Here is a 16,569-nt window from a genome sequence, read left to right on the forward strand (position 1 = left end):
GTTATGTTTCATCTTCATGTGCTAAGATAATCCTTGCCGGTGCATGATCGCTGGATTTTTCCCAGCCGCGAATATGTGTATCCACGCCCGCCAGCAGAACGGGCACTTCCTCCGACAGTAAGTATTTCACATGTTTCTTCAACCGCTTAAAGCACGCCATCTTATAATCGAACATCGGTCCGGGCGCCGGGTTTCCATTCGGCAAATAAAGGCCACACTAGCATCTTTCCTACGATAACCTCAATATATCTGCCATGCAAATCGCCGTCATTTTGTAGCATCCAGTGATTGGCCGCGGGCCTCCTCGTTCATCGAACTGCGTTTAGCCTACAATTTCGGGTAAGCCTACACTTGTCGATATCTCCTTTTGTAATTGTTATCCAGATGTCATGGAATACTTTTTGGGTTTCATTCCCAGGTAACGTTCAAATATTCTAGAGAAGTGGCTAAGATTAGTAAAGCCCACGCTATACCCTGCTTCGGATACAGAAAATTTCTTTTGTCTAATCAAGTCAGCGGCTTGCTTAACCTTCATACACAAGTAATAATCGTAAATAGAATAGCCAAAGATTTGTCTAAATAGCCGGCTCAACTTTGTTCCACTCATGTTTGCCAATGTCGCGAGTTCGCTCAGGTTGGGTCTGACAGCCAGGTCTGCTATTATGATATCGCGTACTAAATAGACAGATTTTACGTCAGAACCATTTATGGGGTATGCTTTTTGGTTCTTGCGTTTCAACAAAGAAGAAAGTACCAGATATATTAACTCCTTCGACTTTACTTCGAGTAATAGGTCGCGTATCCCGGTTGGCTCGGCTACGTCAATCAGCTCAGTTGCTACTTCCTGCATTTTTGAAGTTAATACTTCATCGTAATAATAAGTCGCATTTTCAGGCAGAAGATGTTGAATATGTAGACCATCAGAGGCTGGACCAAGCCAACTGACGAGTTCTTTGGGATGAAGCACAATAATTACTGCCCTATTTACGCAGTCTGCTTTAAAGACTGTTTCATAGTCAATATTTGCCGAAGTAATTTGTACATGTGGGGCCTCATAGGAAGCCTTTGGACCGGCTGCTTCATTTTCTTCTCCTGGTCTTTTCAGGTACCAATGAAATGTGAGGGCTATATCGTGGTCTTCCCACCGGTCTGCAATGCGCCTGAGAACCAGATCTTCTTTCAGTATTGTCTTGTGAGTCATCAACTTCAGCGAATTGCCTAGCCGATAACCCTTTATCAAACCGTGTCCTAGTTTTTCCGGGAGCTTAATACTACTATTTACACAGGGGCTTCCTAAGAACGTGGCGAACTCGTCTAACAGAGACCGGTTGCCCAAGCCGGCAGCATATTCAAAGACCATTGTGTTGGATCGGACTATTTTATGCTCGAAGGTAGATATTTTAATCGTGTTTATGCACCCAATTTTGCCAGAAGTTTGAAACCAAATCAGTAATTCAGTATAAAATACAATAATAATGGAACGTGTGAAAAACAAAATTACAGCCGTCATAAATGCCAATGTGTTCGATGGCGTCAAACAACTGGGAATTACTACTGTCACTTTTTCGGATGGCATAATAACCGGTATAGGTGGTCCGGTGCCGATGGGTGCGGAAGTGATTGACGGCAAAGGCAGTACGCTGCTACCAGGCCTGATCGACGCGCATACACATACGTCGGTCGACAGCCTGCGGTGCGCGCTTTCTTTTGGCGTTACTACCGAATTGGAAATGATGGGAGGTTTTACCAAAAAAGGCCGGGAGGCGCAGCTCGCCGACGTCTTTGATATTGCCGATGTACGTTCCGCAGGTATGGGGCTGACGGCTCCCGGTGGCCACCCCGATGAGTTGATACCGAAGGGTGAAGGCATTCCTGACTTCGTGTTGAAAGAGATGGAGAAAATGAGCGAAGAAGAAAAAGCCGCATTCATCGCCGCTCATGAAAAAGAACATGCGGACCAGAGCGAGACCGATGTAACCACGGTTACTGGGGCAATACAGTTCGTGCGGAGGCAGGTAGAAAACGGAGCGGATTACTTCAAAGTGATGATCGAAGAAGGAACGGTGATGAACGCGCCAGGCCTTCCGATGATCGGAGAAGAGGTGATGGAGGCGGCTGTCACCGAAGCGCACCAGCATAATCTCTTGGCCATAGCTCACGTTCTTACGGCCGAAGCTGCCAGGACAGCTGTGTCGATCGGTGTTGACGGTCTTGCGCACTTATTCATCGACAGGCCTGATTGGACACCTGAGCTGGTTAACGCGATAGCGGACAACAACATTTTTGTCACCCCCTGTCTGGTGTTGAACTCTTCGATAATCGGAAAAAGCGCCTGTGATATCGCACACGATAAACGGGTTGCTCCCAAGCTTGACGAACAATGGGCCAAAACCATGTGCTCCTGCTTCCACACCTTCCCCGAAGGTAAGATGGAAGATAACTTTCAAAACGTATTGGATCTGCACCGGGCCGGTGTCGATATCCTGGTGGGTACGGATGTATCTGTACCTGTGCCGCACCTGGGTGGTTTGGCACATGGAGTAAGCGTGCATCACGAGCTACAATTGTTGGTTGAGGCTGGTCTTACACCCATTGAAGCCCTTAGGGCAGCCACTTCGGTCACAGCGAGAAGATTCGGCCTTTTGGACCGAGGCACGATTGAAGTCGGCAAGAGAGCTGACCTGATCCTGGTGGCAGGTGATCCTACGCAGCATATCTCAGATACACTTTCACTGGTTCACGTTTGGAAAGAAGGTAATGAGTTTACAACGGGCAGATAAAATGATAGACGTGCAGCATCATGTGATCCTGGCGTACCTGCGGGGTTCTCATCAATTCCTACAATGGAGCATAACCGGACTTTTAAACAAAGCAACTTAGGACTTTTGAACAAAGTCGTTGCTTTTGGGTCGTGCTACTTTTGTTCCAACAAAACAATTAAAAAATGGAACAGAACAATTATCAGGGAGCTTTACAACAGCCAGCAGGCTCCGGCTTCAACGCAAAATCAACGGCCGGCGATGTAATCAAGGGCATTGATCTTACAGGAAAAGTTGCCATTGTAACCGGCGGCAATACAGGCATTGGCCTGGAAACAACGAAAGTACTGGCAGCGGCAGGCGCAACGGTCATAGTGCCTGCAAGGGATATAGAAAAGGCCGAAAAAAATCTGCGGGGCATTCATAATGTGGAAATAATGCCGATGGATTTAATGGACCCAGCATCCGTTGACGGTTTTGCCAACCGTTTTCTGGCATCGGGCAGACCGCTGCATTTGCTCATCAACAACGCCGGGATTATGTGGGTGCCACTCCGTTGGGACGAGCGCGGCATCGAGTCGCAATTGGCTACCAATTACCTGGCACAGTTTCAACTTATCGCAAGGTTATGGCCGGCGCTTAAAAAAGCCAATGGTGCCAGGGTGATCAATGTATCCTCTCATGGGCATCATTTTGCCCCTTTTAACTTCGAAGACCCTAATTTCCTGCACAGGGAATACGAAACATTATTGGGCTACGGCCAATCCAAAACAGCCGTCAATCTTTTTTCAATGGAACTGGACAATCGTGCCCGCGGCAGTAATGTGAGGGCTTATTCGCTGCATCCCGGCTCTATTGGCGGGACGGAATTGGGAAGGGAAGCGCCATTAGAGCTGTTTCAGAGAATGGGTTTTATGGATGCGAACGGCAATATGCTACCCGAAGTAGCCGCCGCACTAAAAACAATTCCGCAAGGCGCTGCCACAACTGTTTGGTGTGCCACTTCCCCTTTATTAAACAATATTGGCGGTGTGTATTGCGAAGATGCGGACATCGCTCCGTTGGCTGCCGATATTTCCAAACCCCAAGGCGTAAACCCTTATTCGCTGGATGAAGCCAGTGCAAAAAAGCTGTGGGCGCTTACTGAACAAATGACGGGGATAAAATTCACGCTATAACATCTCCATTAAACATCATGGGGAAAGCCGAAGAAGTGGCAAGTATGGTCTAATACCTGGCGAGTGAGGAAGCACCCTTTTCAACAGATGCAAACTTTTTGGTAGATGGCGGGCAGTCAATTCTTTCAAAATATGGCCTTTTAAACAAAGTAGACTATGTGCAATGCCATATCTTTGCTTTACTGATTTCCTTAAAAAACTAAATGATGGAATACAAAGCACGGTACATTACTGATGACATAAAGCTGTCGAGTTATGAGGATAAATTTTTCAAGTCGGATTTTATGTTTGACCAGCACATGCTGGTATGGTTCCTTTCCGGAGAAACCAAGATCGTTCAGGCGGATGCCACTTACTTTTTTAAGAAAGGCGATATATTCCTGATCCCAAGAAATCAGCTGGCCACCATTATTAACTATCCCAAAGACGGACAGCCGCATAAAACGGTAGTGATGCACCTGTCGGTAGACAGGCTCAGAAGTTTTTATAGCAACAGGAATGTAAGAAGCAAGCCTTTGCAATCGCCCAAAATCTACAGTTTTAGCAATCACCCTCTATTGGAAAGCTGTCTGGCATCACTCATCCCTTATTTTGATATGAAGGATATACCGGAGGATATAGCTTCTATAAAAATAACAGAGGCGATCAGCATCCTCAGAACACTCGACGGGGACATTGATGATGTGCTTGCCAATTTTGAAGAGCCTGGTAAAATAGACCTGGTGGCTTATATGGAAAAGAACTTTATGTTCAACCTGCCCGTGGAGAAATTCGGTTATCTCACCGGCAGAAGCCTTACCACCTTCAAGCGGGATTTTAAAAAAGCCTTCACCACCACTCCGCAGCGTTGGCTGACAATAAAGCGGCTGGAGCTGGCGCATTACCAGCTTACAGAAAAGGGAAAAAAGCCATTGGATGTATGCTATGAAGTTGGCTTTGAAAACCTGTCGCATTTTTCTTTTGCCTTTAAAAAACAGTTCGGAATCGCACCCAGCCAATTGGCTATTTCCACTGCCGTAACCGAAAAGAAATTTATGTAACAAGGGGGATTAATTTGCGATGGGAAATAAGCAATATGATTTTTGAAAAAAAGCCCGTCCCCGCTCAAGGTAGAGAAAGGCCTTGTACAAATAAGAAACGAAGCTGCCTTTTCGGACAGCTTCGTTTCTCGTTTTGACAGGTTTTAAATGTCCAAACAGGTTTATCAATATACATCCGTCAGTACAACTGATTCATTAGCCATTTGAAAGTGCCGTGCGATTGCGCACGGAAAGTAATTTCCGGACCGAATGCGTACAACATTCCACGTCCAACTTTTGCCTCAAATGCGGCGACGCCACCTTGAAGATACGCCTGACCCCAAGCCCATCCGCTGCGAAGCGGAGCGTTGGTCGGGAACCATGCAAGCGGTTTAATACTGCCGTTCGCGATAGCTTCCGGCGATAGTGTAAATACCGGGCTATTGTCAAAATAGATGTCCGCGTTTGCCGGCATTCCCCAATTGGCTTTTGCGGTCGTATCTACCGCAACATTCAGTATGCTGCCGGGAATGAAGAATTTTCCGTTTGGTAGTGGTTGACTGTCCCCATCTTCGGTAAGTTCTGTCATCGCATCGCGCACGGGTAGTTTCAAATGATAAGCTAATGCAGTGCTGCTTCCGATGGTAACAATCTTACCACCTGCCTCCATGAATTTTTTGAGTTCGGGATACGATTTGGCGGCAGTCATTGAACCCATGGTCTGACGATACTCTTCCGGAACTTCTTCTTCTTTCGGACCTCTGCCACGGAACGCGGCGGCCATCGCCGAGTCTCGTGCGGACGGCGCGGAAATAGCGCGCGTTACGAATACGATCACATCGTATTTTTTACGCAACTCCCCTGCGTCGATCTCTTTTGCGAAGGTCAGGCTGAATGGAAAACGATATTGTTCCAGCATCCAGCGTACCCATCCCGATGGCATCGAACCTCCATATGTGTCCCAAAGTGCAATCTTCAGTGGGGCAACTTTCTGCATACTACCTGCCGGTTTTTTACTGACGGCGGAGATCTCGATTCCAAATTCCTTTGCGGCGGCGGAAATGGTGGTTTTGGCTTTCGCACTTTGTGGGATATAAAATGTGCCATCGGCCAACCTGTACACTTCCGCGCCATTTTTCAACAAGTCGTTTACCACGATGAACGCATCATTGACCGCTGCTTTGATCTGATAGCCGGCACCGCCGGAAGCCACTTTACCAATGGGTACCTGCAATTGTCCGTAAGGCAACTTTTCGAACGGGCCATCGAATGCGTCCAGTATCCGATCGAATTTTACGCCCATTTGGAAAGCCAACGTCCAGCCCGCTGCATCGTAAGGTCGGATAGGAGGACCACCGGGATATTGAAAATCGTTCGGGTAATCCTGTGGCTCGAACATGTCCAGAATATGCGGGCGGAACGCCTGAGCGGTCTTTACCACATAGGAGCCTGCCGGATACGCCTTGCCTGCTACGGTAAATGCCGCGGTCGCTTTTTCGATTTGGATACCCGTGCGGACCAGTGCGTTGATGTATTTCACGGCAGTCGGGAAATCGGGCTGGTCGGAAGGGATAATGTATCCCCTCGGATCGCGGCGAGACGGAGCCTGGAAAATTGAGTCATAGTATTTTACGGGAACGCTTCCGCCGCGGAAACTGCCTCCATAAGCCGCATTGAATGAGTTGTTTGCTTCGGGCTTCCTGGATTTGGCCTGATCCGCTTTATAGGCCTTGTTGATTTCTTCGACACGTTTTGGTGACGGGGTCCAGTAATCTTCGCTTCCTCGCCGGATAGAATTTTTGCCCATGGTGTAAATATTATAAAGCAAATGGTCGCTGTTGCGCGCGGCATAATCAAGCACCGAAAAGTTCAGGGAAACGGAGTAATCGATCGACTGCCTGAAATGCCACTTCTTCTGTGGTGTTACAGGAAAAGGCGTAGCATTATTCGGGATGAGCCGCTCAGGTACAAGCGGGATTTCCTCAGGGGTGGGACTGCCAATGATCTCCGTCAGAAGACCGATCATGTTATGAAAGTGCGTCGTGGTGCGCAGGCCACCATTGTACCAGGTCGAAAAACTGGAACCGTTCAAACGGGTGAACCCCGGTTTGTTCTCGGCATTCAGGCGATTGTACATCGCCGCCCCGACGGCGTCGATACCGGTAACCATCATCGGATCAAAGACGTAGTTGAACGGGTCGCGGTAAGGTGGGCCTGCCAGAACAGAACCAGCGGGACCGCGCTGGTGGTGGTTGTACATAATCTGCGGGATCCATTCTACAAAAAGCTGATAACCCATGTTCCGACTTTCCTTCATGTTCTGAATGTAGAAGTCCCGGTTGTTATCATGGCCGATGTACTTCTGATACAATCGGGGTAAGCCTTCGTTTTTCCGTTTTGCGGGGTCTTGTTCCCGCATGTACCAGTTGGAAGTCAGCTCCTGGCCGTCGGGGTTGGCATGGGTGAAGAGAATAATCACGTTATCAAGAATACGTTTTGTTTCTGCATCATTGCGAGTGAGCACCTGGTATAATGTTTCAACGAGCTGGTGAATGCCCACTACCTCGGTAGCATGAAGCCCGCCGTCTATCCACACTACCGCTTTCCCTTCGGCGGCCATTGCACGGGCCTGTTCCTCGGTAACCCCTTCGGCCCGCGCCATTTTTGTCGAAATTTCCTTGTAACGATCGAGCTTTTTGAGATTTTCGGGGGATGATACGATGGCCATGTACTGATCACGGCCCTCTTCGGTTTTGCCGATCACGGTCAGTTTCATTCGATCGGTCGCTTTTTCGAGTTTTTTCAGATATGCTTCCGTCTGGGTGAAATTGGCCAGCATATAGTCATCCCCGATGTTGAAGCCAAAATGTTCTTTTGGGGTCGGTACCTGGGCCCGGGCTGCGCCGGTTAAGAACAATAATGCAAAAAGTAATCGTTTAAAGTTATTTCTCATTGCGCTAGGTTTGTTTTATAAAGTTCATTGAATAATAGCTTGAATGTTCCGTGAGCCTGACCGCGGAAAGTGATCTCCGGACCAAAAGCGTAGAGTTTACCTTTCCCAATTTGCGCTTCAAACGCTACAACACCATTTTTCAGGTAGGTTTCCCCCCAGGCCCAGCCACTCACGAGCGGTTTCTCGGTGGCAAACCAGGCGAGCGGCTTCACGCCTTTCATTGCAGCGTCAGGTCCGAGACGGAATACCGGGCTATTGCTGAAAACCACGTCGGCTTCTTTGGCCATACCCCAGTTGGCAGGCACGCTGGTGTCGAATGCGACTTTCAAGATGCTGCCGGGAATATAATACCGCTCGCCCGAGAGGTTTTTAATTTCGCCTTTCCCGTTGATTTCCACCAATGCATTGGTTACAGGAAGTGATAAATGGTACGCCAGCGCAGTGCTGCTGCCGACGGTAACAACCTGTCCTCCGGCTTCCATGAATTTCCTAAGTTCGGGAATCGATTTGGCGGTGGTCACGCTGCCCAGCCATGGGCGGAATTCTTCGGCAACTTCTTCCGGTTTCGGTTGGCGTCCACCACGGAACCCCTCTCCGCCGCCTGCCGACAAGCCGGGAATGCCGCCGCTGATAAACAGTACCACGTCATACCTGGACTGCAAATCTCCCCTGTCGATGTCCTGAGGATAGATCACCTCGAACGGGAAATTGTATTGTTCCATCATCCAGCGCACCCAGCCCGAGGGCATAGAACCGCCATAATTGTCGAACAATGCGATACGTGCGGGAGTAATCTTCACAGAACCGACCGGACGGGCAGAAATGGGTGTTCCTTTCACCCCATAATCTTTTCCCGCTTTTTCCAGGATCGATTTACCTTTTGCAGAAACAAAAAAAGAACCGGCGGGCGCAGTTGCTGAGCTATCCTTGATCCGGTACACGTCCACGCCGCCTTTGAGCAGGTCGTTGATGGCCATAAATGCGTTGTTGACGCGCGGATCTAGCAGATAGCCGCCTTTGGAAGCGGGACTGCTCACGGCAGGAGGCAACTGGATCTGTCCATAAGGGATGCGTTCGAAAGGCCCGTCGAAGCCATTCAGGACACGGTCGAATTTTATACCCATCTGGAACGCCAGAGTCCAGCCGGCAGAATCGTACGGACGAATAGGAGGGCCGCCGGGATACGCGAAATCGTTCGGGTGGTTTTGCGGCTCAAACATATCAAGCACGTGCGGACGAAATGCCTGGGCGGATTTGACAACGTATGATCCGGCAGGGTAACTTTTGCCTTCCACTGTAAAGGCTGAACTTGCTTTATGGACCAGAATGCCCGATTTGATCAATGCGTTGATAAATTTGACGGCTGTCGGAAAATCAGCCTGGTCTGCCGGGATGATGAAACCTCTCGGGTCCCTCAATACCGGATTAGTATATACTGTATCAAAAAACTTCTGCGGGATCGTGTTTGCGTTCGATTCCGGCGCTCCTGAAACCAGAGCGGTGGCCGCGCTATCCGGCCCGGGCCGGGGAGCAGGAGGTGAGGCTTTTTTCGAAGCCTCGAAACCGGACTTTACGGCCTCGGCATATTTGGGATAAAGCGTCCACGTATCCTTTTCGCCGCGCTCGATCGAGTTGCGGCCCATTTTGTAAATATTGTACAAAAGCTCGTCGCCATTGCGCCGGGCGTAGTTGAGGATTCCATAGTTCAACGAAACGGAATATTCAATGGAGCGTCGGTATGGCCATTTTTGCGGCATTACCGGGAACGGATTCGCATTGTTCGGAATCAGCCTGTCGGGAACCAGCGGAATTGTGGCAGGGGTAGGGTTTCCCGTGATTTCCGTGAGAATGCCGATGATATTGTGAAAATAAGGCGTGGTACGCAGCCCACCGTTCCACCAGGTAGAAAACACGGAACCTGCGAGACGGGTATATCCGGGTTTGTTTTCGACATGCAAGCGGTTGATCATGGAAGCGGCAACGCCCTCTATGCCGGTAATGATCAATGGGTCAAGGACATGGTTGAATGGGTCGCGGTACGGAGGCCCTGCCACGACAGCGCCGGCGGGAGACGTCTGGTGGTGGTTGTAAATGATCTGCGGGAGCCATTCCACGTATTGCTGCATGGATGTGTTAGTGGTCTCTTTCATATTCATCATGAAAAAGTCCCGGTTATTGTCATGGCCGATGTATTTCTGATATAACCTCGGAATGTTCATATTCCGTTTTTTGGGATCTTTTTCGCCCATATACCAGCTTGCCACGAGCTCCTGGCCGTCGGGGTTTACCTGCGAAAGAAGGACGATTACATTGTCGAGGATCTTCATTGTTTCGGGGTCCGTGCGACTGGCCAGCTGATAAAGTGTTTCTATAAGCTGATGTGAACCAACGGTTTCTGTGGCGTGCAGGCCTCCGTCTATCCACACTACCGGCTTTCCTTCCGAAACCAGGGCCTGTGCTTCTTCTCCGGATATTTCGGCCTGTGCCAGTTTTTGGGAAATCTCTTTATACCGATCAATTTTTTTCAAATTTTCCGGGGAGGTGACGATCATCATCGGCTGGCGGCGGCCTTCCTCAGTCGGGCCGATATCTACAAACTTCACACGGTCCGAGGCTGCCGCGACTTTTTTAAAATAGGCCTCTGCCTGTGTAAAAGTGGCAAGGGCGTAATCGTCGCCGATATCAAAGCCAAAATGCTCTTTTGGCGTAGGGATTTTCTGTGCCGGGGAAACAGACACAGAGAAGATAAACAAGAGCAGATAAAGATGTTTTCGTATCATAATCGACAGTTGACATTCACAATTTTACTGATTTTTAAAACGGACACCTACACGGCAGTCGCAAGGCTCACCCCGGGATTCGTCACATCCGTTATCCTGGTATTGCACGATCCTTCTCCCATCGCCCATCGTCAATATGAATTTGAACAGGAAATAGTCGTTTACGCTCACATTGGCCAGGTTGGTCCCGGTAAATTCGGCTAACTGCGCGGGCGTATGCGTAAATGTTTTTGGAAAGGTGGTCACCGTTTCAAACAGCTTATCCGTAGCCTGTACCGTACTCGGCAGCGGGAACTGACGAATATTCGGGAATTCTCCGGCAAGCGAGAATGTGATCGGATACGCAGGCGGGCTCGATTCTTTCCGGTTATAGCTCAGGTAAACTTCGATTGACTGCACAGTTGTTCTCCCGAAATCATGATAGCTCAGCGTCCATTCAAACTCCTGGTCCGTCGCATAGTTGGGGTCCTTCATATTGAAAAAAGAAACATTTCCGGTTTGCACGGTCGGTAGTGCTGATTTGGCAATATTGACCGTCACATCCGGCGTAGCAGCGGTCGTGTATTTTTCCCAGTCATATTCCACGTTTTTGCACGAATCCATCGCGATGGCCGCGATTAGTATGGTGTACGCAAACAACTTTTTCATATCAGCAGGTTTAAAAAATTCAGACATGTTTTGATAAATTATTTGTCCCAGAACACCGGAGTAGTCTGTTGTGCCCGTTGGATGGCTTCCCGGTCTGCGATGAGCAATTCATTCGAAGTAAGCTCCGTTTCCGAGTAATAGAAACGCATCGGGAACACGTCCAGCGGAGATACCAGGTCAGCCAGTTTGGGCAAACCTGTTCTGCGGTAGTCATTGTATGACTCGATCCCGTTGCCGAACAATGCGACCCACTTCTGAGTCATTAGAAGCTCCATTTTCCCAGCTTCGGTCGCCGCCGTAAACTTTGCTTTTACCCGATCCGAAAACCCGGAAATCGTCGCGGCTGGTATCACGGTTCCCTTGTTGCTGCCGGCCAGTTCACTTACGGCCGTGAGCTGGGCGATCACGCCGTCTGTCGTCAGCTGTGCTGCATCCTCGCCTGTTCCCAGCGTCAATGCTGCTTCGGCGCGCATAAACTTGACCATGGAATTCGTGATCAGCGGAAGGATCCCCGCGCCCGTTCCGTCGCCGGACGTAGCGAGCGGGATCTTGAAGGAGTTGGAGGTAGTGGTAGAAACTGCACCGGTATTGTTCAGGTAAACATTACCGGCCGTTAACGTTTTAATGGTGCCGTTGTCGTAGAGTCCCGCGGCAGGATAAATGCCCACCAGCGCCCTTGTGTTAGCGTCCGCAGGGGAGGCAGTCCCATCGCCGGGTTCACGGCCGTAGTACCCCTCGCCGTTCATCGAATTGGCCAGCCCTGCATTGGCATTCTGACGGAAAATGTAATAGCGCAGCCTGGGATCGTCGTTGTCTTTCAGATAATTCACCAATGGCATGCTCACATAACCTCCCCGGCCCGAGCTGTACCAGGAAGTGAACCACGGGTGGCGGGCATTCGGCGTGACGTTTGTGCCATATTTGAAGGTAAAGTCGTGCGCGTTTTCGGTGATCAATGGCGCATTGGTGGTGAGCAACTTTTTGATTCCCGTCGTTGATCGCTCCGGGTCTGCCAATCGTATCTGGATGAACATTTTCAGTTTCAATGAATTGGCCATGCGCGTCCAGCCGATTTTTGATCCTTGATAAAACAGGTCGGAACTCGACGAGACCGAGAAACTTTTGTCCATATCAGCCAAGGCCTCATCGATTAATGTAAAAAGACTGTTATAGATTTCAGCCCCTTTGTCCAGGCTTGGATCGGTAAAATCGCCCACTGCCTGCGAATAGGGGATATCACCCCATAAATCCACCATGATGCTGTACAAATAGGCCTTTTCCAGTTTGGCGATAGCGACATAGCCCCAGGCTTGCTGCTTGGTCCCCTCGCGGATAATTGTTTCGAGATCGGGAATGGTGGCGGTGTAAAATCCGGACCAGGCCGTCGAAAACGTCGTTCCCGACTGGTTCCATCGGTTGAGGTTTCCCGATGCAAAGTGTTGCATTACAGCCGATCCGGCACCATTGACAGCGTTGAAATGTCCTGCCAGCGACAGTTGTGTTGCGGGCAAAAGCAACGCCAAAGTCGGTTCGGTAGGGTTGTTGGGGTCATTGTTAATGTCCACAAAATCTTTGCAGGAACTCGCCACCAGTAATAATACCGGCAGGAGCATTTTGTATAAGTTGTATTTTCCTCTCATAATACTTTCGGTTTTGATAGGATTAAAAACTGATTCGCAGATTCACACCGTAGCGACGTGTGGTGGGGACGCCGTAAGAATCCGCACCTGCATTGTTGGCCGCGCCGGTACTTACTTCCGGGTCGTAGTTCATGTATTTTGGAAAATTCGGTGCCTTGTACCAAAGGTTGCGTCCGCTGATTGAGATGGAGATTGCCCCGAACGGCGTTTTGTTCAAAATGCCGGCGGGCACCTGGTAGCCAAGTGAAACCTCCCGCAGACGAAATACAGTGGCATCGAAAACCGAACCTTCCGCAACTCCACCGGGACCATACCCCCCGGAGAAATAGTAATCGATCACCGTAATGGCAGTGTTGTTGGGGATCTTGTTGCCGTTTTCATCCAAAATCGGCTGTAACGTATTGACATTTCCCAATACTCCCGGGGCGATCAGCAGCCGGTAGCGGTCTTCTGTGTCCTTGCTCACTCCACGCGCCATCGCCTCGCCAATGTTGCTCGAATAGATCGCTCCACCCTGTTTCCAGTCAAAAAGGAAACCCAGGGTGAACCTTTTGAAGGATAGTGTATTGCTGATACCCGCCATAAAATCGGGATTCGGGTTTCCTACCACGCCTGAGGTGGATGCCGAGATCGGTTTCGCCGTTTGGGGGTTTACAAGGATATTTCCCTCTTCGTCACGCGCGTAACGTCCGCGATAAATCTGACCATAGGGTTGTCCGGCGATATGCACGTTGTTGCCATAAACGAGCTGTGCAAAGCCCCCCAGTTCGTCCACCATGTTTTTGTTTTTGGTAAAATTGGCATCAACATTCCATCTGAAACCATTTGGCGCTTCGATCGGCGTCGCACCCAGGGTTACCTCGATTCCGCGGTTAGAAGTTTGGCCAAGGTTGATGATCCGGTCGGTGTAGCCTGTCGATGGCGCCGATCTTACCGTAAAGATCTGTGAGGTACTTTTCTTGTGGTAATAAGTCAAATCGAATGTAAAGCGGCCATTGAAAAATTCCAGGTTTGTACCTGTTTCAAATTCAGTAATAAACTCGGGTTTCAGGTTTGCGTTGGTCAAAATATCGGACATGGTCAATGTACTCACATTTGTTGCCACACCATTGGAGAACGGTGCGCCGAGTCCATTTGCATCTGCATTGGCTGTAAATACATTCGTAGTAAGGTAGGGGTTAGCCTCATTGCCGACACGCGTATAACCCAGTCGCACTTTACCGGAAGTCAGCGTTTTGTTGTTCATCTTGAATGCCTCCGTGAAAACCAAAGAGCCGTTTGCACCGCCATAAAAATAGCTTCTGTTCTGTGGTGGCAGGGTAGAGGATACATCGTTCCTGCCCACGATGTTCAACGACAAGAATTTTTTGTAATCCAGCGTTACATCGGTAAAAAATGCGAAATACCGCTGTTTGATCCTCGCCCTGTTATTCGGGAGACTGCCCAATGTGATGGTTGAAGTATTGGTGATATCGTTAATCCCCGCCGTAATAATGTTGTCGCCGCTGAATGCGGATCGCTCTGTTTTTCTTTGGTTGATGTTATTTCCAAGAATCGCACGGATCGCCAGGTTCGGTGTAAGATCTTTTGTGACGGTTAAGAGCAATGTATTGTCGAGCTCCTGGCGGTAGATGTGATCCGTGTTGATCGTGCCATTTGCGTAAACCGACGAGCCCTTTCCCAAAACGCTCATCCGGCGGTCGGTGTAGGCATTAAAACCTGCCGTGTTTTGAATGTTCAGCCAGGGAGTTGGGTCAAATCCGAGCACAAAGTTGCCATAGTAGCGGTCCACGTTCGATGTCGAGGGACTGTGCCGTACCGACCAGTAAGGGTTGTCAAGACCGTCGCGGTCGTAGACGTTCGCGCCTGTATTCGGGTTTTCAAATGGCAGTCCCGACAGATCGTAGCTGGTGGGCAGATAATAGAGGTTGCTCATGATATCACCGCTGCCGCCGATCGGTGGGCTTTTCTGATCGGTCATTACGTAATTGATTGTTCCGCGGGTGTAAAACTTGTTTTCGAGCCGGAGATTGCCGCCCACGTTGAAAGAAGTGCGCGAAATTTCATTGCCAGGCACGATCCCTTTGTTATTGGTGCGTCCCAAACCGACTGTGAAATTTCCTTTTTCACTACCGCTGTTAATCGTCAGGCCATTCTCAAATACCGAGCCGGTCCTGAAAAAATCCCGCTGACTTTTGCCCGCGTATGATCGGTAAGGAACCTGTACGGGCGTCACGCCATCTTCCATATAAAATGAAGGGAAATCCGTGGAATTGTACCCGGGTCGGGCGAGCGGATGAGGGATTGTTTCGCGGCTGCTATATGCCGAGCCATTGGAGCCGTATACAGCTGTGCGGTAATCAAAGTTCGTTCCTTGCCCGTACGTATGCTGGTAGTCAGGCAATCCTGCAATTTCTTCCAGCGAATAGGAAGAGGTGTAGGTGATCTCTGTACCTTTTTTGCCTTTTTTCGCAGATGCCTTTGTCGTAATGATGATCGCGCCGTTTGCGGCTCGTGAGCCATATAGCGCCGCCGCCGCCGCACCTTTCAGAACCGTCAGGCTCTGGATGTTGTTAGGGTCAATGTCAAATGCCCGACTTGCTGTCGACTGGTTACTTTGAGTCTGCCGGTCACCGGATGGTGCGTATGTGGAATTGTCAAATGGGACACCGTCAACTACATACAGCGGTTGGTTGTTGTTGCCCAGTGATGAATTTCCGCGGATCGTCACATTGGTGGAGCCACCTGCTACACCGCCACCGCCCTGAATGTTCACACCGGCCATTTTGCCTGTGAGCGCTCGCATTGGATCAGGCTCACTTTTTTGTGCGAGGTCCTGGGCTTTCAATGTAGCAACCGAATAGCCGAGCGTACTCGACTGTCTTTCAATACCCGCTGCCGTCACCACGACCTCACTAAGCAGCCTGGTATCTGCCTGTAACTGCACATCTATCACCGCCTGACTTTGAACGGGTACCTCATGCGTCGTGAAACCGAGGAAGGAGTAAACCAGTACCGATTCCGGTCCGGGTACCTGAATGGTATAAGCTCCCTCTGTGTCCGTCGTGGTGCCTATCTGGGTGCCTTTCACGATCACGTTCACACCTGCGAGTGCAGCCCCGTCTTCCTTAGCCGATACTTTTCCCTTTACCCGGACATCAAGCAAAACCTTTGGTGATTGTTCGGGCAACCCGCCTTTTTTAACCGGTACCGGCCTCACGGATTCGGAGATTACATAGGTTTTCTGGACTTTTTCATAAGACAGGTTCAGCGGCACCAGGACATCATTCAGATATTTTTCGAGCGGCTCATCCTTTGCTAACGGTCTTGCTATACGTTTTCCTTGTAATTGACCTTTCTGGTAAGCGAAAGTAATGTTGTACTTTTTTTCCAGTTCCAGTAAAACCTCGGTTAATGTGGTAGGTCGCACATTCACGGTCCCCGCTTTTTGCCTATCGTTTCCCCGTGCCCAAACATCCCCCTGCCCATTTGCCGGACAGACAGCCCCGGGCAAAAGAAACGTCAGCCACAGGAATTTCTCCCTGGATAAGATGAATCTCATAAGTCTGCAAGTTTATGTAGGTAAATTAGT

General features: G+C 49.6%; 10 protein-coding genes. 3 read left to right on the forward strand and 7 right to left on the reverse strand.

The annotated features are described in order from the left end of the window. Window position 1: 1 nt before the first annotated feature. Both AAHB90_RS25780 and AAHB90_RS25785 read right to left on the reverse strand, forming a co-directional pair. The gene (locus AAHB90_RS25780; protein ID WP_342088110.1) at window positions 2-175 is read right to left on the reverse strand and encodes a hypothetical protein; all 174 of its coding nucleotides are present in this window, start codon (window positions 173-175) and stop codon (window positions 2-4) included. 201 nt (window positions 176-376) lie between these two features. After that, a complete protein-coding gene (locus AAHB90_RS25785; RefSeq protein ID WP_342088111.1) occupies window positions 377-1,510 on the reverse strand; it encodes a helix-turn-helix domain-containing protein in 1,134 nt (377 codons plus the stop codon). Between the two features lie 10 nt (window positions 1,511-1,520). On the opposite strand from AAHB90_RS25785, the gene AAHB90_RS25790 reads away from it, so the two are divergent. The 3 genes from AAHB90_RS25790 to AAHB90_RS25800 all read left to right on the forward strand — a co-directional run bounded on the left by AAHB90_RS25790 (window position 1,521) and on the right by AAHB90_RS25800 (window position 4,977). Beyond that, window positions 1,521-2,780, forward strand: coding sequence for an amidohydrolase family protein (locus AAHB90_RS25790; RefSeq protein ID WP_342088112.1), 1,260 nt, complete (start codon window positions 1,521-1,523; stop codon window positions 2,778-2,780). 164 nt (window positions 2,781-2,944) lie between these two features. Further along, window positions 2,945-3,937 carry an SDR family NAD(P)-dependent oxidoreductase gene (locus tag AAHB90_RS25795; RefSeq protein ID WP_342088113.1) on the forward strand — a complete coding sequence of 331 codons (993 nt, stop codon included), beginning with the start codon at window positions 2,945-2,947 and terminating at the stop codon, window positions 3,935-3,937. Window positions 3,938-4,140: 203 nt separating this feature from the next. Further along, window positions 4,141-4,977 (forward strand): helix-turn-helix domain-containing protein, encoded by an 837-nt coding sequence (locus tag AAHB90_RS25800; RefSeq protein WP_342088114.1) that lies wholly within the window; start codon window positions 4,141-4,143, stop codon window positions 4,975-4,977. A gap of 178 nt (window positions 4,978-5,155) precedes the next feature. Here AAHB90_RS25800 and AAHB90_RS25805 read toward each other — a convergent pair whose 3' ends face one another. Genes AAHB90_RS25805 through AAHB90_RS25825 form a run of 5 tightly spaced genes read right to left on the reverse strand, consistent with a single transcriptional unit; the run spans window position 5,156 to window position 16,539 of the window. Then, window positions 5,156-7,909 (reverse strand): M14 family metallopeptidase, encoded by a 2,754-nt coding sequence (locus AAHB90_RS25805; RefSeq protein WP_342088115.1) that lies wholly within the window; start codon window positions 7,907-7,909, stop codon window positions 5,156-5,158. Continuing rightward, entirely contained in the window at window positions 7,906-10,689 is a 2,784-nt protein-coding gene (locus AAHB90_RS25810) for a M14 family metallopeptidase (protein WP_342088116.1), read from the reverse strand. Before AAHB90_RS25810 ends, AAHB90_RS25805 begins: the two co-directional genes overlap by 4 nt. Before the next feature lie 24 nt (window positions 10,690-10,713). After that, a complete protein-coding gene (locus AAHB90_RS25815) occupies window positions 10,714-11,337 on the reverse strand; it encodes a hypothetical protein (RefSeq protein ID WP_342088117.1) in 624 nt (207 codons plus the stop codon). Between the two features lie 38 nt (window positions 11,338-11,375). Continuing rightward, window positions 11,376-12,977 carry a SusD/RagB family nutrient-binding outer membrane lipoprotein gene (locus AAHB90_RS25820; RefSeq protein WP_342088118.1) on the reverse strand — a complete coding sequence of 534 codons (1,602 nt, stop codon included), beginning with the start codon at window positions 12,975-12,977 and terminating at the stop codon, window positions 11,376-11,378. 22 nt (window positions 12,978-12,999) lie between these two features. Beyond that, complete coding sequence (locus tag AAHB90_RS25825; RefSeq protein ID WP_342088119.1) at window positions 13,000-16,539, reverse strand: SusC/RagA family TonB-linked outer membrane protein; 3,540 nt, start codon at window positions 16,537-16,539, stop codon at window positions 13,000-13,002. Between the last annotated feature and the right edge of the window lie 30 nt (window positions 16,540-16,569).

Source organism: Dyadobacter sp. OTU695 (assembly GCF_038440355.1).
Classification (GTDB): Bacteria; Bacteroidota; Bacteroidia; order Cytophagales; family Spirosomataceae; genus Dyadobacter.